We start from the raw sequence: 18,102 nt of genomic DNA, 5'->3' as shown, positions 1-18,102 counted from the left end.
CGCTCTGCGTCCGCTTTGGGACGCGGAGCGTCCCGGGCTGCATTCCCACGCAGAGCGTGGGAACGATCAGCTGTCAGCAATCAGTCAAGCAACGAAATTGCCGTCGGCGCGTCGTTGCCGACCAGTGCCAGGTCTTCAAACTCGTTGACCGCGTTGATCTCGGTACCCATGGAGATGTTGGTCACACGCTCCAGAATGATCTCGACGATCACCGGCACCTTGAACTCTTCGATCATCTGTTCAGCCTTGCGCAGGGCAGGGGCGATCTCCGACGGTTCGAACACCCGCAGCGCCTTGCAGCCGAGGCCTTCGGCAACCGCGACGTGGTCGACACCGTAACCGTTGAGTTCCGGCGCGTTCAGGTTATCGAAGGACAGCTGCACGCAGTAGTCCATTTCGAACCCGCGCTGTGCCTGACGGATCAGACCCAGGTACGAGTTGTTCACCACGACGTGGATGTACGGCAGTTTGAACTGAGCGCCGACCGCCAGTTCTTCGATCATGAACTGAAAATCATAGTCCCCCGACAGGGCCACGACTTTGCGGTTCGGATCGGCCTTGACCACGCCCAGCGCCGCCGGAATGGTCCAGCCCAACGGGCCAGCCTGGCCACAGTTGATCCAGTGACGCGGTTTGTAGACGTGCAGGAACTGCGCGCCGGCAATCTGCGACAGACCAATGGTGCTGACGTAGCAGGTGTCCTTGCCGAACACCTGGTTCATTTCTTCATATACGCGCTGCGGCTTGACCGGCACGTTGTCGAAGTGGGTTTTGCGATGCAGGCTGGCTTTGCGCTGCTGGCAATCCTGCAGCCATGCGCTGCGGTTTTTCAGCTTGCCGGCGGCTTGCCATTCTCGGGCGACTTCGATGAACACCGTCAGCGCGGCGGCTGCGTCGGAAACAATGCCCAGATCCGGGGTGAACACGCGGCCGATTTGCGTGCCTTCTATGTCGACGTGAATGAACTTGCGACCTTCGGTGTAAACGTCGACCGAGCCGGTGTGACGGTTGGCCCAACGGTTGCCGATGCCCAGCACCACGTCGGATTTGAGCATCGTCGCGTTGCCGTAACGGTGCGACGTCTGCAAACCGACCATGCCGACCATCAACGGGTGATCGTCAGGAATGGTGCCCCAGCCCATCAGGGTCGGGATGACCGGGATGCCGGTCAGCTCGGCGAACTCGACCAGCAGATCGCTGGCATCGGCGTTGATGATGCCGCCACCGGCAACCAGCAGTGGACGCTCGGCCTGATCCAGTAACGCCAGGGCTTTCTCGACCTGCACGCGGGTCGCAGTCGGTTTGGCCAGTGGCAGCGGCTGATAGGCGTCGATGTCGAATTCGATTTCGGCCATCTGCACGTCGAACGGCAGATCGATCAGCACCGGGCCTGGACGGCCGGAGCGCATTTCAAAGAAAGCTTTCTGGAACGCGTAAGGCACCTGGCCCGGTTCGAGAACGGTGGTTGCCCACTTGGTGACTGGCTTGACGATGCTGGTGATGTCGACCGCCTGGAAGTCTTCCTTGTGCATGCGGGCGCGGGGTGCCTGGCCGGTTATGCAGAGGATTGGAATCGAGTCGGCCGAGGCGCTGTAGAGCCCGGTGACCATGTCGGTACCGGCCGGGCCGGATGTACCGATGCACACGCCGATGTTGCCGGCCTTGGTGCGGGTGTAGCCCTCGGCCATGTGCGAGGCGCCTTCAACGTGGCGAGCAAGGACGTGATCGATGCCACCGACCTTCTGCAAGGCGGAGTACAGCGGGTTGATCGCTGCGCCCGGGATGCCAAAAGCGGTATCAACCCCTTCACGGCGCATCACCAGAACGGCGGCTTCGATTGCTCTCATTTTGCTCATGGTTTTGTGCCTCTTTACGTTTTGTAATTGTATACAAGTGGCTTTGCGCAGAGTTTATTCACGGCGGACGGCGCAGGTCAATCCATTTTCTCAAGCGCCTGTTTCATTCGTCGGAAGCCCGCTTTGCTGTGGCTTTTCGTCGCATGTGGCGCTTTTCGAGAATTATTGTATACAAAAACATACGTCATTGTGTTCTATTTGTTTTATCGGGCTGCGGCAGAAACGCACAGTCCCACGACTTTCCCTATAACAAAATGAGGACGGCACCATGAGCGCTTTAACCTTGAAAGTCGCAGTCAACCTGGTCAGCGAAGCCATCAGCGCAGGGCGTGGCATCAACGCCGCGCCGCTGACCATCGCGGTACTCGACACCGGCGGCCACCTGATCGCCCTGCAGCGCGAAGACGGCGCCAGCCTGTTGCGCCCCGATATCGCCATCGGCAAAGCCTGGGGCGCCATCGCCTTGGGCAAAGGCTCACGGCTACTGGCGCAGGACGCGCAACAACGTCCGGCGTTTTTTTCTTCGTTAAACAGCATGGGGCAGGGCAGCGTTGTGCCGGCGCCGGGTGGCGTGTTGATTCGCAACCAAGCGGGTGAAGTGCTGGGCGCGATCGGGATCAGTGGGGATTTGTCGGACGTCGACGAGCAGGTGGCGATCAGAGCGGTGGAGGCGCTGGATTTGAGGGCGGATGCGGGGGCGTGAATCTGCGTTGATTGAATAAATGCTATCGCGAGCAGGCTCACTCCTACAGGGGATTTGCGCTGGACACAAAATGTCTGAATCCCACAAATCCCGTGTAGGAGTGAGCCTGCTCGCGATAGCTATCTCCCAGACACATCCTGCCAACAGTTAGCCCGCTCCATTCGCATTTCCCGTACTAGCCTTTTATGACTTGCTCACAGGAGGCAAAGGAATGCCGGATCTACCTGCTGCACATAAATTGCGAGTCGGGCGCTATGCCGAAGTCAGCCGAATCTATCTGCTGACCAGTAACACCCATCAACGAAGGCCGATCTTTACGGATTTTGCCTTGGGTAGGCTGGTCGCTGACCAGTTGCAGAATGCGCAAGAATCGGGATTGGTAAATTCACTGGCCTGGGTTGTCATGCCAGACCATTTCCATTGGCTGATTGAGTTACGGAGCGGTTCATTGAGTGTGCTGATGCAAAAAACCAAGTCGCTGAGCACCAGGTCTGTGAGGCAAGCGACTGGTGAAATCAGCGTGCTCTGGCAGAGAGGTTTTCATGATCGGGCGCTGCGAAAGGACGATGATTTAGTGAAAATGGCGCGGTATGTAGTAGCCAATCCATTGCGCGCAGGGCTGGTTGACAGGCTTAGCGAATATCCGCTTTGGGGGGCGATCTGGGTTTGAGCCGGGACCGCGTCGCCTCGATCGCGAGCAGGCTCACTCCTACAAGTTGGAATGCATTCCCCTGTAGGAGTGAGCCTGCTCGCGATAGCATCGCTACGGTCTTTCAGTCCGGCTCACACCCCTTCAACACCAACCGGATAATCGTCTGCGCCGCGGCCTCGTAATCCGCCTCGTCCAGCTTGTCTTTGCCGGTCACTGCAGAAATCTGCCAGTCGAAGTCGGCGTAGGTCTGGGTCGCGGCCCAGATGCTGAACATCAGGTGGTTGGGGTCGATCGGGGCGATCTGGCCGCGGTCGATCCAGCTCTGGATGCAATCGATGTTGTGCTTGGCTTGGGCGTTGAGTTGTTCGACCAGATCGGCGCTCAGGTGTGGGGCGCCGTGCATGATTTCGCTGGCGAACACCTTGGAGGCGAAGGGCAGGTCGCGGGAGATGCGGATTTTCGAGCGGATGTAGCCGCTCAGCACCTCGCTCGGCACGCCGTCCGGGTTGAACGGCGTCGAGGCCTGCAAAATCGGCTCGATGATGCTTTCCAGCACTTCGCGGTAGAGGTTTTCCTTGGACTTGAAGTAGTAGTAGACGTTGGGCTTGGGCAATCCCGCCTTGGCGGCGATGTCGCTGGTTTTGGTCGCCGCGAAGCCCTTGTCGGCAAACTCTTCGCTGGCGGCGCGCAGGATCAGTTCTTTGTTACGCTCGCGGATTGTGCTCATAAACCCGGTGATTCCTTGCCTGTTCTGGCGGTGGCGCATGGTAGCACCGGCCTTGAGCGACGCTCAACAATGCAGCCTGTGGCCGGCGGTCGCGTTATGCTTGGCAACATTCATACACAGAAGGAAACAGGATTCATGGCAGGAAGCAGTTTGCTGGTGCTGATCGATGACATCGCCACCGTTCTGGATGACGTTGCATTGATGACTAAAATGGCTGCGAAGAAGACCGCCGGCGTGCTCGGTGACGATCTGGCGCTCAATGCCCAGCAAGTCTCCGGTGTGCGTGCCGAGCGGGAAATTCCCGTGGTTTGGGCGGTGGCCAAGGGCTCGTTCGTCAACAAACTGATCCTGGTGCCGTCGGCGCTGGCGATCAGCGCATTCGTGCCATGGCTGGTGACGCCGTTGCTGATGGTCGGTGGTGCGTACTTGTGCTTCGAGGGTTTCGAAAAGCTCGCGCACAAATTCCTGCACAGCAAAGAGGAAGACGAAGCCGGGCATGCGCAGTTGACCGAAGCCGTCGCCGACCCGGCCACCGATCTGGTCGCTTTTGAGAAAGACAAGATCAAGGGCGCGATTCGCACAGACTTCATCCTCTCGGCAGAAATTATTGCCATCACCCTCGGCACAGTGGCGGATGCCTCACTGACCCAGCAAGTGGTGGTGATGTCCGGCATCGCCCTCGTCATGACTGTGGGCGTTTACGGCCTGGTCGCCGGCATCGTCAAACTCGACGACCTGGGCCTGTGGCTGACCCAGAAGCCTGGGCAAATGGCGAAAAAAATCGGCAGCGGCATCCTCAGCGCGGCGCCATACATGATGAAAACCCTGTCGGTGGTCGGTACGGCGGCGATGTTTCTGGTCGGCGGCGGCATCCTCACCCACGGCGTGCCGGTAGTGCATCACTGGATTGAAGGCGTTGGCGCGGCGGCGGGCAGTGCCGGCTTCGCGGTGCCGATGCTGCTCAATGGCGTGGCGGGGATTATTGCCGGGGCGGTGGTGTTGGCGGTGGTTGCTGTCGTCGGCAAGACCTGGCGCGCAATAAAAGGCTGAACTCAAACCCTTGTAGGAGTGAGCCTGCTCGCGATAGCGGTGTATCAGACATAAACTAATCGTCTGACACACCGCTATCGCGAGCAGGCTCACTCCTACAGTTGATGGGTGTTGTGCCATGAAAAAGGGCCATTCGATTCGCATCGAATGGCCCTTTTTTGTACCCGCCGAAATTACTCGGCAATCTGCAATTTACGCGCCTCGGTGTACACGTAACGCACTTTCTCGTACTCGAACGGCGAGTTCATCTGTCCATAGCGGAAGCTGGTCTGATAGCGCTTGTCGATCGCACGCAATGCCCAGACTTCAGGATGGTTGGAGCTGACTTCCGCCACATTGAGGAAGTTGATCGCAGAGTCGGCGGTGTAATCCACGGCAAGGCCCGCCGTGTCGCGGATGTTCGAGGGGCCGAAGATCGGCAGCACGAAGTAGGCGCCGCCCGGCACGCCATAGAAGCCCAGGGTCTGGCCGAAGTCTTCGCTCTGGCGCGGCAGGCCCATGGCGGTCGCCGGGTCCCACAGGCCGGCGATGCCGATCGTGGTGTTGAGCAGCAGGCGCGCAGTGGTTTCCATCGAGCGCTGGCCCTTGAACTGCAACAGGCTGTTGACCAGGTTCGGCACGTCGCCAATGTTGTTGAAGAAGTTGCTCACCCCGGTGCGCACGAAGCTCGGCGTGATGTAGCGATACCCGTCAACCACCGGCAGGAACACCCACTGGTCGAAGCGGTAGTTAAAGTGATAGACCCGACGGTTCCACGACTCCAGCGGGTCGTAGACGTTCAGCGCGTTGAGCGTCGAGCGCTCGAACTCGCGCTGGTCCAGGCCCGGGTTGAACTTGAGTTTGGTCAGCGGCTCCTTGAAACCGTCGCTGTCGACCACCACCGGTGCATTGGCTTTGCTGTTGTCGGCCTGGGCCACGCCTGCACAGAGGAACGCTGCAATCAGCAGGAGATATTTAGCCACGGAAGAACTCCAGCATGGCGTCGCTGTTGACGCGGTAGTTAAGGTTGCCGCAGTGGCCGCCCAGTGGATATACGGTCAGACGGTCACCGAAGGTCTTGCGCAGGAAACCGAGGTCGCCCGGGCCGAGGATGACGTCGTCGGCGTTGTGCATCACGGCGATTTTCGGGCTGTCGTGCAGGTAATCCTTGAGCGCATACAGGCTGACCTGATCGATCAGTTGCAGCAGGCTGCCGCCATCGGTGCGCGCACGCCACATCGGAATCACCTGCTCGGTCAGGTAGCAGTCGAAATCGCACTGCAATGCACGCTTGAGGAACGGCGTGAGGCTGGTGCTTTCGGTAATCGGGTACTTCGGCGGGGTGATCAGCCCACGACGGTTGACCAGGTCCGAGGTGTAGGCAATGTCGGCTGCCGAGAAGCGGAACGACGTACCGATCAGCATGGCCATCTGTTCATTGGTCAGGTGCTGCTTGGACTGCTGGAAGTCGTAGAGCAAGGCATCGTTGAGGTCGATGTAGCCCTTCTGCTGGAAGTAGCGGGTCAACTTGCCCAGTACCAGTTCATAGAACGTGGTACTGCTGTTGATGCCTTTAACCTCGGTTTGCACCAGCTTGTCGAGGTTGGTCACCGAGGTGTAAAGGTTGACCGGCGGATTGAGCAGCAGGACTTTCTTGAAGTTGAAGCTGCGGCGCGTCTCGTCCAGGTGCGCGACGAACGCGGCATCCAGCGCGCCGAGGCTGTAGCCGGTCAGGTAATACTCGGTGACCGGCAGTTTCGGGTTCTGCGCCCGCACCGCTTGCATCACCCGGTACATGTCTTCGGCGTCTTCCTTGGTGACGCCCGGGGTGGCGAAACGCGAGGCGGCGCTGATGAAGTCGAAGCTGGTGGGCGACGACAGCTGCACGACGTGGTAGCCAGCCTTGTAATAGAGCTTTTTCAGGTATTCGTTGAGGGTGCTGTCATAGCGCGCGCCGGTACCGGCAATCAGGAAGATCAGCGGTGCCGGCTTGTCCTGGGTGGCGATGCGATAAGTGAGCTTTTTTACCGCCCAGAAATTGTCCGGCAACTGGAACTCGCGCTCCGGGCGCAGCGTAAGGCTGCGATCGGACTGGTTGATGTCGTCGTCCAGCGGCAATTCCGGACGCAGGTCCGGCGGAGTCGTGGCGATAGTCGCCTCGAACGGGTTGGTCAGCGGGTAGCCATAACTGGCGGCGTCGATATCCACCGCCAGTGCGGACGCACTCGAAATAAGGCCGCTGAACAGCGCGGCGAAGCGCAAGGAACGGAGCATGACTAGATCCCTTAGAGGAAGGTGCCGGATGAAGTTCGCAGGCTATGACCACCGGGTTTGCACCAAAGTGCCATGCCTCGGCACCAAACAGGCGGAATTCGGAGTAATAGTAGCTGGACGATACACTTTGCACGGCCTGGATGAACAGTTAAGTGTTGTTAGCGCTTGCGTATGGATCACGGCAGATTAAGCTGGCCGCCGATTTCCGTAGATTGGAGTGCTTCATGTCTCGCCGCTTGCCCGTGATTGTGCTGCTCGTTCTCTTGCCGTTGTGGCTGGCCGCCAGCTATGGCGCGCGATATGGCTTTATGGAGGACGGACGCTGGGTGGGCATCTGCGTGGATGAGGCCAGCCGTTGGGAATGCGTCGTGCGTTCGAACCTGGGGCTGATGATTCATTTCAAGGTACTGGGCTGGGCGGCGCTGGGGACGGCGGTGTCGGGTTTCGTTGTGCCCGGACGGGCAGGGTGGTGGCTGGCGGTGCTGGCGCTGGTGATGGGTTTGCCGGCGCTGGCGTTGTACAACACGACGTTGGCGGTGTTTGCGGTGGTGATTGCCGGGTTGCGGTTGGTCAGATCCTCTCGCGGCGCCTGACAGTCAGCTATCGCGAGCAGGCTCACTCCTACAAGGGGAACGCATTCCAAAATGTAGGAGTGAGCCTGCTCGCGATAGGGCCAGTGAAGCCCATGAAGCTTTAAGTCCTGCGAACGCGCAGGCAACGCCACAACGCCGCCACCATCAACCCGCTGACCAGCGCCCAACCCCACGCCTGCTGATTCAACAAGCCTTCCTGATACAACTGCGGTGCAATCCCTGCACCGATCATAAAGGTCAGCAAGGCGATCTCCCGCCGCGGCACGTTCACCGGCCGGCACAGATAAACCAGCGCCGGCAGCACGAACGCCATGCTGGCGAAACTGCGATAACGCGGGTCGAAGACCATTTCCAGCATCATCACCGCCGCCGCAAAGCCTGCCGTCGCGACCAGCCAGCCGGCGCGACGCTCAAGGAAATCGAATGCGCGTGAGCGCCAACCGCTGCGTGCACTCAACGTCAGCGCGGCGTGCGCGAGCACCAACAAATTCAACGCGGTCAGCAAGCCGACCCACAGCCATTCACTGGCAAATCGCGTGGTCAGCCGCGCCAGATCCCCCCAGGCGCCCAGCGAGCAGGCGGCGAGGGCGCCCAGCAGCGGCAGCAGCAACGCCGCGCGCGTTGTGCGGACACGACCGCCAAGGAACAGCGTGCCAAGGAATATCAAACCACCGACCGCCAGCCACTGTTGCCAGTACGGCACATTGCTCACCGGCCCGGCGAGTACGCCCTTGTCCTGCCGATCGGCATCGAACAGACCCCAATAGCCGCCGACCGCGCCTTCGCTGCCACGCTTCCAGGGCTGATCGAAGGCTTCGATCAGGTTGTAACGCCAGCCTTCTCTTTCGGCCATGGCAACAAAGCCGCGTATGAATTTCGCTTCGTTGACCCGGCTCGGCACCGCAGTCTCGCGCTGGCGGCCTTCGCTCGGCCAGCCGGTTTCGCCGATCATCACGTCTTTGGGAGCGAACTTGTGGCCGAACACCTGGCGTACGTCCGCCACGTGTTGCAGCGCGACGTCGATATTCGACGGGGCATCTTCCCAATAGGGGAGCAGGTGGATAGTCAGGAAATCCACGGCCGGCGCGACTTCCGGGTGTTTGAGCCAGAACTCCCAGACATCGGCGTAAGTCACTGGCTGCTTGACCTGGCTTTTGACTTTGTCGATCAGTCGGACCAGTTGCGCGGCGCTGACTTCCTTGCGCAGCAAGGCCTCGTTGCCAACGATCACGGCGCTGACCACATCCGCATTGGCATTGGCCGAAGCGATCAGCAAATCGACTTCCTTTTCAGTCTCCACCGGGTTGCTGTTGACCCAGGCGCCGATCATCACTTTCAGGCCATGTTTACGCGCCAGGTCCGGTATCGCCTCCAGGCCGGTCATCGAGTAGGTGCGAATGCATTCGAAACGCGTTGCCAGCAGTGCAAGGTCGGCGTCCATGCGCTCCGGGCGCAATTTGAACGGGACGTCGAACGGCGATTGGTCTTTATCGAAGGGCGTGTACGAGGCGCATTGCAGCTTGTGCGTCGGTGTCGCGGCGTCCGGCAGCACCACCGGATGGCCGAGGCCGTACCAGAAACCGCCGATGGCGAACAGCCCGAGCAGGCAGGCGAACAGATAAGCGAGAAGGGGGGAGCGGGACGTCGCGGACATGGTCGGGCCGAGTGGCTGCAAAGCGGCGCATGTTACCTGCATTTACGGACGGGCTGGTGGCTCGCAGGCGTTGCCCATGCAAAGTTCGGGCGGATTGTCTGGCGTCAAATATTCAAGGGCGGTTAATGGCGTTCTGATGTCGTTTCTCGTTGCCTTGAGGTCGCTGACAGAGCAGGTCGCCAACGGCGTCAGGTTGATGATCGAAGCGTCAGTACCCTTGGATAAATCGCGCCGTGGCTCGAACGGGTTTGCACTCGGCGGTGGTGAGGGCGCTGTGCACCATAACAATACGTTGACGATGTCCGGCATCCGTCGGGCGCAGCATTTCGGGGAAGTAACGATGAAGATGCGACGACTGTTAGGCGCAGGTGCCGTTCTGGCGCTTGCGATGAGTTCCACTTTCGCCAACGCTGAAAAACAGACCCTGAACATCGGTTACGTTGACGGCTGGTCCGACAGCGTCGCGACCACCCACGTGGCGGCCGAAGTGATCAAGCAGAAACTCGGTTATGACGTGAAGCTGCAAGCCGTCGCCACCGGGATCATGTGGCAGGGCGTTGCCACCGGCAAACTTGACGCCATGCTCTCGGCCTGGCTGCCGATCACCCACGGCGATTACTGGACCAAGAACAAGGATCAGGTCGTCGATTACGGCCCGAACTTCAAGGATGCGAAAATTGGCCTGATCGTGCCGGAGTACGTCAAAGCCAAGTCGATCGAAGACCTTAAAACCGACGACACCTTCAAAAACCGCATCGTCGGCATCGACGCCGGTTCAGGGGTGATGCTCAAGACTGATCAGGCGATCAAGGATTACGGCCTCGACAAGTACAGCCTCAAGGCCAGTTCCGGCGCCGGCATGATTGCCGAGCTGACCCGTGCCGAGAAGAAAAACGAATCCATCGCCGTCACCGGTTGGGTGCCGCACTGGATGTTCGCCAAGTGGAAACTGCGCTTCCTTGACGACCCGAAAGGTGTGTATGGCGCTGCTGAAACCGTGAACAGCATCGGCAGCAAAGGCCTGGAAGCCAAGGCGCCGGAAGTGGCGAAGTTCCTGAAAAACTTCCAGTGGGCCTCGAAAGACGAAATCGGCGAGGTCATGCTGGCGATTCAGGACGGTGCCAAGCCTGATGCAGCGGCCAAGGACTGGGTGGCAAAACACCCTGATCGTGTAGCTGACTGGACCAAATAATTTCAACACCGCCACACCCCTGTAGGAGTGAGCCTGCTCGCGATAGCGTCCCGTCGGTTGATAGAAATATCGACTGATACGACGCCATCGCGAGCAGGCTCACTCCTACAGTTGTTTTGTGTGTACCGGAAAATGGCAGAAGGGTCATGGCCTTCTACTACTAAGGTCGTCTGGAACCTCTCTCGCAGCCGCATACATTAGCTACGTTCCAACAATAATCTGTGCTGCGAGGATAAAAACAATGAACGACAGCATTTACCTCTCGATTCAAAACAGTCCCCGATTCAAGGAGCTGGTGCGAAAAAGGGAAAAGTTCGCCTGGATACTCTCGGCGATCATGCTCGGGCTCTACTCTGGATTCATTCTTCTGATCGCATACGGCCCGCATGTACTGGGGGCGAAACTCAGTCCTGAATCTTCGATTACCTGGGGCATCCCGATCGGTGTCGGCCTGATTGTTTCGGCCTTCATCCTGACCGGCATTTATGTCCGCCGCGCCAATGGCGAGTTCGACGACCTGAACAATGCGATTCTCAAGGAGGCTCAGCAATGATCCGGCGTCTACTGGCTCTTTTGAGCATTGCAGCGTTTGCACCCGGCGCCTGGGCGGCTGATGCCCTGACCGGTGCGGTGGCCAAGCAGCCGCTGAACGTTGCGGCGATCCTGATGTTCGTGGCCTTCGTTGGCGCGACCTTGTACATCACCTACTGGGCTTCGAAGAAGAACAACTCGGCCGCCGATTACTATGCGGCAGGCGGCAAGATCACCGGTTTCCAGAACGGTCTGGCGATTGCCGGTGACTACATGTCGGCGGCGTCCTTCCTGGGGATTTCCGCGCTGGTGTTCACTTCTGGCTACGATGGCCTGATCTACTCGATCGGCTTCCTGGTGGGCTGGCCGATCATTCTGTTCCTGATTGCCGAGCGCCTGCGTAACCTGGGTAAATACACCTTTGCCGACGTGGCGTCCTACCGCCTCGGGCAAACCCAGATTCGCACCCTGTCCGCCTGCGGTTCGCTGGTGGTGGTGGCGTTCTACCTGATCGCGCAGATGGTCGGCGCCGGCAAGCTGATCCAGCTATTGTTCGGCCTCGATTACCACGTTGCGGTGATTCTGGTCGGCGTGCTGATGTGCCTGTACGTGCTGTTCGGCGGCATGCTGGCGACCACTTGGGTGCAAATCATCAAGGCTGTGCTGTTGCTGTCCGGCGCCTCGTTCATGGCGCTGATGGTGATGAAGCACGTCGGCTTCGACTTCAACACGCTGTTCTCCGAAGCGATCAAGGTTCACGCCAAGGGCGAAGCGATCATGAGCCCGGGCGGTCTGGTGAAAGATCCGATTTCAGCGTTCTCGCTGGGTCTGGCGTTGATGTTCGGTACTGCGGGCCTGCCGCACATTCTGATGCGCTTCTTCACCGTGAGTGACGCCAAAGAAGCGCGTAAAAGCGTACTGTACGCGACCGGCTTCATCGGCTACTTCTACATTCTGACCTTCATCATCGGCTTCGGCGCGATCCTGCTGGTCAGCACCAACCCGGCGTTCAAAGATGCAGCGGGCGCCTTGCTCGGCGGCAATAACATGGCGGCGGTGCATCTGGCCAACGCGGTCGGTGGCAGTATCTTCCTTGGTTTCATCTCGGCAGTGGCATTCGCGACCATTCTCGCGGTGGTTGCGGGGCTGACTCTGGCCGGCGCTTCGGCGGTGTCGCATGACCTGTATGCCAGTGTGATCAAGAAGGGCAAGGCCAACGAGAAAGACGAGATTCGCGTTTCGAAGATCACCACCATTGCCCTGGCGGTGCTGGCGATTGGTCTGGGCATTCTGTTCGAAAGCCAGAACATCGCGTTCATGGTGGGCCTGGCGTTCTCGATTGCGGCGAGCTGTAACTTCCCGGTGCTGTTGCTTTCGATGTACTGGAAGAAGCTGACCACCCGTGGCGCGATGATCGGCGGCTGGTTGGGGTTGGTGAGTGCGGTGGGTCTGATGATCCTCGGCCCGACCATTTGGGTGCAGATTCTGCATCATGAGAAGGCGATTTTCCCTTACGAATATCCAGCGCTGTTTTCCATGATCATTGCGTTTGTGGGGATCTGGTTCTTCTCGATCACTGACAAGTCGGCGGCTGCGGACAATGAGCGGGCGCTGTTCTTCCCGCAGTTTGTGCGTTCGCAGACCGGGTTGGGGGCGAGTGGGGCGGTTTCGCACTAAGGGGTCAGCTACAAGCTACAAGCTACAAGCTACAAGCTTCAAGAAAGCGCCCCGGTTGAGAGATCGGGGCGTTTTTTTTGTGGGCGGTTATTGGTTGGTTTGGTGGGTATATCCGTTGCTGCGGGCGTTGCTGATTACGGTTCCGCCCTTACGGCGGGTCACTTTTTCCAGACGCCGAAAAAGTAACCAAAAAGGCTTGCTCCTGCGTTCGGCCCTCGCAGGCTCGGGTTCCTTCGCTGCGGGATCAATCCGGGCGCAGCGGCTCCGGTTTGCTTCGCTGCACCTCCTTCCGCTGTGTCTGGCTGCGCCAGACGGTCGCTGCGCTCCCACGCCCGAATCAATCCCTCCGCTCAGCCTCCCGAAGTCGCCCGTGGATCAAAAGCACTCGAGCTAACGCTCATTGTTGAGTGGGGCGGCTTTGCCGCGGGCAGCTGCGCTGCTTTGCTTTTCTGTGGGAGCGAGCCTGCTCGCGAAGGCGGCCTGACAGCCGACCTGATTCTTCCGAATGCCACGATTCCAATTGTAGGAGTGAGCCTGCTCGCGATGGCGGCCTGCCGGCCAACATATTTCTACCAGATACAAACGATCCAACGGTAGGAGCTGCCGAAGGCTGCGATCTTTTGATCTGGCTTTTGCTTCGGCTGTTGATCTTTCGCCCCTTCGGCAGGCTTCGTTACGGGATCGATCCGGGCGTGGGAGCGCAGCGACCGTTTGGCGAAGCCAAACACAGCGAGTGTAGGTGCAGCGAAGCCAACCGGAGACGCTGCGCCCGGATCGGTCCCGTAACGAAGGAACCCCGAGCCCCAGCGAGCGGGCCGAACGCCGGGGCAAAGCCTTTTGGGTTACCTTTTCGGCGTTTGGAAAAGGTGACTCGCTGTAAGAGCGAAACCGCCAGCGGCAGCACCCGCAGCAACGGATATGCCCCCAAAACCCAAAAACCAGTCGGCCCAAAGGCCGCTGCGCCCACAAACAAAAACGGCCTCTATATAAGAGGCCGTTCCTGACACACCACTAACTGATCACAAAAAGAAAAAACCTTATTTGCGATCTTCCAGCGAAGTAATGTCACGCGACTCGTAGCCAGTATAGAGCTGGCGCGGACGGCCAATCTTGTACGGGCTCGACAACATTTCCTTCCAGTGCGAAATCCAGCCCACAGTACGTGCCAGGGCGAAAATCACGGTGAACATGCTGGTCGGAATGCCGATCGCCTTGAGGATGATCCCCGAGTAGAAGTCGACGTTCGGGTACAGCGAGCGTTCGATGAAGTACGGATCGGTCAGGGCGATCTCTTCCAGGCGCATGGCCAGTTCGAGTTGCGGATCGTTGTTGATGCCCAGTTCCTTCAACACTTCGTCGCAGGTCTGCTTCATCACAGTCGCGCGCGGGTCGCGGTTCTTGTAGACGCGATGACCGAAGCCCATCAACTTGAACGGATCGTTCTTGTCCTTGGCCTTGGCGATGAACTTGTCGATGTTCGACACATCGCCAATTTCATCGAGCATGGTCAACACGGCTTCGTTCGCACCGCCGTGAGCAGGGCCCCACAGTGCGGCGATACCGGCGGCGATACAGGCAAACGGGTTGGCACCCGAAGAGCCGGCCAGACGCACGGTGGAGGTCGAAGCGTTCTGCTCGTGGTCGGCGTGGAGGATGAAGATCCGGTCCATGGCCTTGGCGAGCACCGGGCTGATCGGTTTGATCTCGCACGGGGTGTTGAACATCATGTGCAGGAAGTTTTCCGCGTACGTCAGATCGTTGCGCGGGTACATCATGGGTTGACCCATGGAGTACTTGTAAACCATCGCTGCCAGGGTTGGCATCTTTGCAACCAGGCGGATCGCGGAAATTTCGCGATGCTGCGGGTTATTGATGTCCAGGGAGTCGTGGTAGAAGGCCGAGAGGGCGCCGACTACACCGCACATGACGGCCATCGGGTGGGCGTCGCGACGGAAACCGTTGAAGAAGGTTTTCAGCTGCTCGTGAACCATGGTGTGGTTTTTCACGGTGCTGACGAACTGGGCCTTCTGTTCTGCGGTCGGCAATTCGCCGTTGAGCAGCAGATAGCAGGTTTCCAGGTAGTCCGACTTTTCAGCCAGCTGTTCGATCGGGTAGCCGCGGTGCAACAGAATGCCGTTGTCGCCGTCGATATAGGTGATCTTCGATTCGCACGAGGCGGTCGACATGAAACCCGGGTCGAAAGTGAAGCGGCCCGTGGCCGTCAGGCCCCGAACATCGATTACATCGGGACCAACGGTGCCGGTTAAAATGGGCAGCTCGACGGGGGCTGCGCCCTCGATGATCAACTGCGCTTTTTTGTCAGCCATGTGGCCTCCTATTTATGCTTGAACCATCAGACAGACCCCCCACGCAGGGCCCGCACCACTATAGTGAGATAAATTCGAATGTCAATTTGCCTAAAGTCTTGCTCCAGAAGGCTTTAAGCCGACTTTTTCCTCGAAATTGCCTGCCATTTACGCCTTTTATGCAACTTGTGCAATCCGCTATTGGGGGTAGGTGAACGCGTTGTCATTAGTAGCCTAACTGTCTATACTCGGCCACCGACCGCCAAGGGCTTTTGGGCTTGCTTTCATTGGGGGTCGCATCCCTGGGTGGTGGTTACCTGACCAGTGCACTCCCCAACAACTTTGCCCTGATTGTTAGGGGCTCTTCAGTGTGAAAAAAAAGCCGTGAAAAGCCAACGACCTGTAAACCTAGACCTAAGGACCATCAAACTCCCAGTCACTGCTTACACGTCCATTCTTCACCGAATCTCCGGTGTCATCCTCTTTGTGTGCCTTGCCATCATGCTTTATGCATTGGACAAGTCGCTGAGCTCCGAGGAAGGCTTCGGTCAGGTGAAAGCGTGTCTGACCAGTCCGCTAGCCAAGCTAGTGATTTGGGGCATCCTGTCCGCTCTGCTGTATCACTTGGTAGCCGGTGTGCGCCACTTGATCATGGACATGGGCATCGGTGAGACGCTGGAAGGCGGCAAACTGGGCTCGAAAATCGTTATCGCCGTTTCCGTGGTGGTAATCGTTCTGGCAGGAGTCTGGATATGGTAACTAACGTCACTAACCTGTCGCGTTCGGGCCTCTATGACTGGATGGCGCAACGTGTGTCTGCGGTCGTTCTCGCGGCTTACTTCATCTTTCTGATCGGATACATCGTCGCCAACCCTGGCCTCGAGTATGCCCAGTGGCATGAACTGTTCGCCCACAACGGAATGCGTATTTTCAGCCTGCTGGCCCTTGTTGCTCTGGGCGCTCACGCCTGGGTCGGCATGTGGACCATCGCGACCGACTACCTGACGCCAATGGCGTTCGGCAAGTCCGCAACGGCGATACGTTTCCTTTTCCAGGCAGTATGCGGCGTTGCGATGTTCGCTTACTTCGTCTGGGGTGTGCAGATTCTCTGGGGTATCTGAGTCATGGCTAACATTCCAACGATTTCTTTCGACGCCATCATTATTGGTGGTGGCGGTGCCGGCATGCGCGCGGCGCTGCAGCTGGCACAGGGCGGCCACAAGACTGCGGTGATCACCAAGGTTTTCCCGACCCGTTCGCACACTGTGTCCGCACAGGGTGGCATCACTTGCGCAATCGCTTCCGCCGATCCGAACGATGACTGGCGCTGGCACATGTACGATACCGTCAAGGGTTCCGACTACATCGGTGACCAGGACGCTATCGAATACATGTGTCAGGAAGGCCCGGCCGCCGTGTTCGAGCTGGACCACATGGGTCTGCCGTTCTCGCGTACCGAGCAAGGCCGTATCTACCAGCGTCCGTTCGGTGGCCAGTCCAAGGACTACGGCAAGGGCGGTCAGGCAGCACGTACCTGCGCGGCGTCCGACCGTACCGGCCACGCGCTGCTGCACACCCTTTATCAGGGCAACCTGAAAGCCGGTACCACGTTCCTCAACGAGTACTACGCTGTCGATCTGGTGAAAAACCAGGAAGGCGAGTTTGTCGGTGTGATCGCGATCTGCATCGAAACCGGCGAAACCTCCTACATCCGTGCCAAGGCCACCGTTCTGGCAACTGGCGGTGCAGGCCGTATCTACGCGTCCACCACCAACGCTCTGATCAACACCGGTGACGGCGTCGGCATGGCCCTGCGTGCTGGCGTACCGGTACAAGACATTGAAATGTGGCAGTTCCACCCGACCGGTATCGCCGGCGCCGGTGTACTGGTTACAGAAGGCTGCCGTGGTGAAGGTGGTTACCTGATCAACAAGCACGGCGAGCGTTTCATGGAGCGTTATGCTCCGAACGCGAAAGACCTGGCCGGTCGTGACGTGGTTGCTCGTTCGATGGTTAAAGAAATCATCGCCGGCAACGGTTGCGGTCCGAATGGCGACCACGTGATGCTCAAACTCGACCACCTGGGCGAGGAAGTGCTGCACAGCCGTCTGCCAGGCATCTGCGAATTGTCGAAGACTTTCGCTCACGTTGACCCGGTGGTTGCGCCGGTTCCGGTTGTTCCGACCTGCCACTACATGATGGGCGGCGTTGCCACCAACATTCATGGCCAGGCGATCACCCAGAACGCCGAAGGCGTGGATCAGATCATTCCTGGTCTGTTCGCCGTAGGTGAAGTGGCTTGCGTATCGGTGCACGGTGCCAACCGTCTGGGCGGCAACTCGCTGCTCGACCTGGTGGTCTTCGGTCGCGCTGCCGGCCTGCACCTGGAAAAGGCGCTGACCGACGGTATCGAATACGACGACGCCACCGAGTCCGACATCGAAGCTGCACTGTCGCGTCTGAACGCGCTGAACAACCGTACCGACGGTGAAGACGTTGCCACCCTGCGTCGCGAGCTGCAAAGCTGCATGCAGAACTACTTCGGTGTATTCCGTACCGGCGAATACATGCAGAAGGGCATCGCTCAGCTGGCCGATCTGCGCAAGCGTATCGCCAACGTGAAGATCAACGATAAGTCGCAGGCGTTCAACACTGCACGTATCGAAGCGCTGGAGCTGCAAAACCTGCTGGAAGTGGCTGAAGCTACCGCCATCGCGGCCGAAGTACGTAAAGAGTCCCGCGGCGCTCACGCCCGTGAAGACTTCGAAGACCGTGATGACGAAAACTGGCTGTGCCACACCCTGTACTTCCCGGGTGACAAGCGCGTCACCAAGCGTGCCGTGAACTTCTCGCCGAAGACTGTTCCGACTTTCGAACCTAAAGTCCGGACTTATTAAGGGTGACCGCC

General features: G+C 58.9%; 16 protein-coding genes. 10 read left to right on the top strand and 6 right to left on the bottom strand.

Going from position 1 to position 18,102, the window contains the following annotated elements:
* Nucleotides 1–80: 80 nt before the first annotated feature.
* Nucleotides 81–1,856 carry a glyoxylate carboligase gene (gcl, locus tag HU755_RS20765; protein ID WP_008083509.1) on the bottom strand — a complete coding sequence of 592 codons (1,776 nt, stop codon included), beginning with the start codon at nucleotides 1,854–1,856 and terminating at the stop codon, nucleotides 81–83.
* A gap of 268 nt (nucleotides 1,857–2,124) precedes the next feature.
* Between gcl and HU755_RS20760 the strand changes: the two genes are divergently transcribed.
* Both HU755_RS20760 and HU755_RS20755 read left to right on the top strand, forming a co-directional pair.
* Complete coding sequence (locus HU755_RS20760) at nucleotides 2,125–2,559, top strand: heme-binding protein (protein WP_186636002.1); 435 nt, start codon at nucleotides 2,125–2,127, stop codon at nucleotides 2,557–2,559.
* Between the two features lie 211 nt (nucleotides 2,560–2,770).
* The gene (locus HU755_RS20755) at nucleotides 2,771–3,229 is read left to right on the top strand and encodes a transposase (RefSeq protein ID WP_186635999.1); all 459 of its coding nucleotides are present in this window, start codon (nucleotides 2,771–2,773) and stop codon (nucleotides 3,227–3,229) included.
* Nucleotides 3,230–3,332: 103 nt separating this feature from the next.
* Here the strand turns inward: HU755_RS20755 and HU755_RS20750 are convergent, their stop codons facing one another.
* Entirely contained in the window at nucleotides 3,333–3,938 is a 606-nt protein-coding gene (locus tag HU755_RS20750) for a TetR/AcrR family transcriptional regulator (protein WP_186551057.1), read from the bottom strand.
* 135 nt (nucleotides 3,939–4,073) lie between these two features.
* Here HU755_RS20750 and HU755_RS20745 point away from each other — a divergent pair, with 135 nt between their 5' ends.
* Nucleotides 4,074–4,988 carry a DUF808 domain-containing protein gene (locus HU755_RS20745; protein WP_186635996.1) on the top strand — a complete coding sequence of 305 codons (915 nt, stop codon included), beginning with the start codon at nucleotides 4,074–4,076 and terminating at the stop codon, nucleotides 4,986–4,988.
* A 173-nt stretch (nucleotides 4,989–5,161) separates the two neighbouring features.
* Here the strand turns inward: HU755_RS20745 and HU755_RS20740 are convergent, their stop codons facing one another.
* Nucleotides 5,162–5,950 carry a VacJ family lipoprotein gene (locus HU755_RS20740; protein WP_186551055.1) on the bottom strand — a complete coding sequence of 263 codons (789 nt, stop codon included), beginning with the start codon at nucleotides 5,948–5,950 and terminating at the stop codon, nucleotides 5,162–5,164.
* The gene (locus HU755_RS20735; RefSeq protein WP_186551054.1) at nucleotides 5,943–7,241 is read right to left on the bottom strand and encodes a serine/threonine protein kinase; all 1,299 of its coding nucleotides are present in this window, start codon (nucleotides 7,239–7,241) and stop codon (nucleotides 5,943–5,945) included. Before HU755_RS20735 ends, HU755_RS20740 begins: the two co-directional genes overlap by 8 nt.
* A 224-nt stretch (nucleotides 7,242–7,465) precedes the next feature.
* On the opposite strand from HU755_RS20735, the gene HU755_RS20730 reads away from it, so the two are divergent.
* A complete protein-coding gene (locus HU755_RS20730; protein WP_186635993.1) occupies nucleotides 7,466–7,834 on the top strand; it encodes a hypothetical protein in 369 nt (122 codons plus the stop codon).
* A 100-nt stretch (nucleotides 7,835–7,934) separates the two neighbouring features.
* On the opposite strand, the gene HU755_RS20725 is transcribed toward HU755_RS20730, so the two are convergent.
* Nucleotides 7,935–9,530, bottom strand: a complete 1,596-nt coding sequence (locus HU755_RS20725) for a glycosyl hydrolase family 17 protein (protein ID WP_186635990.1) — start codon at nucleotides 9,528–9,530, stop codon at nucleotides 7,935–7,937.
* A gap of 298 nt (nucleotides 9,531–9,828) precedes the next feature.
* Here HU755_RS20725 and HU755_RS20720 point away from each other — a divergent pair, with 298 nt between their 5' ends.
* The 3 genes from HU755_RS20720 to HU755_RS20710 all read left to right on the top strand — a co-directional run bounded on the left by HU755_RS20720 (nucleotide 9,829) and on the right by HU755_RS20710 (nucleotide 12,888).
* The gene (locus HU755_RS20720) at nucleotides 9,829–10,680 is read left to right on the top strand and encodes a glycine betaine ABC transporter substrate-binding protein (RefSeq protein WP_186620317.1); all 852 of its coding nucleotides are present in this window, start codon (nucleotides 9,829–9,831) and stop codon (nucleotides 10,678–10,680) included.
* Between the two features lie 241 nt (nucleotides 10,681–10,921).
* A complete protein-coding gene (locus tag HU755_RS20715) occupies nucleotides 10,922–11,233 on the top strand; it encodes a DUF485 domain-containing protein (RefSeq protein WP_186551050.1) in 312 nt (103 codons plus the stop codon).
* Nucleotides 11,230–12,888 carry a cation acetate symporter gene (locus HU755_RS20710; RefSeq protein ID WP_186635987.1) on the top strand — a complete coding sequence of 553 codons (1,659 nt, stop codon included), beginning with the start codon at nucleotides 11,230–11,232 and terminating at the stop codon, nucleotides 12,886–12,888. Before HU755_RS20715 ends, HU755_RS20710 begins: the two co-directional genes overlap by 4 nt.
* A gap of 1,037 nt (nucleotides 12,889–13,925) precedes the next feature.
* Here HU755_RS20710 and gltA read toward each other — a convergent pair.
* A complete protein-coding gene (gene gltA / locus HU755_RS20705; RefSeq protein WP_101158686.1) occupies nucleotides 13,926–15,215 on the bottom strand; it encodes a citrate synthase in 1,290 nt (429 codons plus the stop codon).
* Nucleotides 15,216–15,578: 363 nt separating this feature from the next.
* On the opposite strand from gltA, the gene sdhC reads away from it, so the two are divergent.
* From sdhC to sdhA, 3 genes are read left to right on the top strand one after another with little or no spacing between them, the layout of a single operon-like run.
* Nucleotides 15,579–15,953 (top strand): succinate dehydrogenase, cytochrome b556 subunit, encoded by a 375-nt coding sequence (gene sdhC, locus HU755_RS20700; protein WP_016773673.1) that lies wholly within the window; start codon nucleotides 15,579–15,581, stop codon nucleotides 15,951–15,953.
* Nucleotides 15,947–16,315, top strand: coding sequence for a succinate dehydrogenase, hydrophobic membrane anchor protein (gene sdhD / locus HU755_RS20695; protein WP_008049683.1), 369 nt, complete (start codon nucleotides 15,947–15,949; stop codon nucleotides 16,313–16,315). Before sdhC ends, sdhD begins: the two co-directional genes overlap by 7 nt.
* A 3-nt stretch (nucleotides 16,316–16,318) precedes the next feature.
* Nucleotides 16,319–18,091, top strand: coding sequence for a succinate dehydrogenase flavoprotein subunit (gene sdhA, locus HU755_RS20690; RefSeq protein ID WP_186534249.1), 1,773 nt, complete (start codon nucleotides 16,319–16,321; stop codon nucleotides 18,089–18,091).
* The last annotated feature ends 11 nt before the right edge of the window (nucleotides 18,092–18,102 follow it).

Source organism: Pseudomonas sp. SWRI111 (assembly GCF_014268555.1).
GTDB lineage: Bacteria > Pseudomonadota > Gammaproteobacteria > Pseudomonadales > Pseudomonadaceae > Aquipseudomonas > Aquipseudomonas hamedanensis.
Note: the sequence above shows the minus strand (reverse complement) of the source record. Positions and strands in the feature narration are given on the sequence as shown.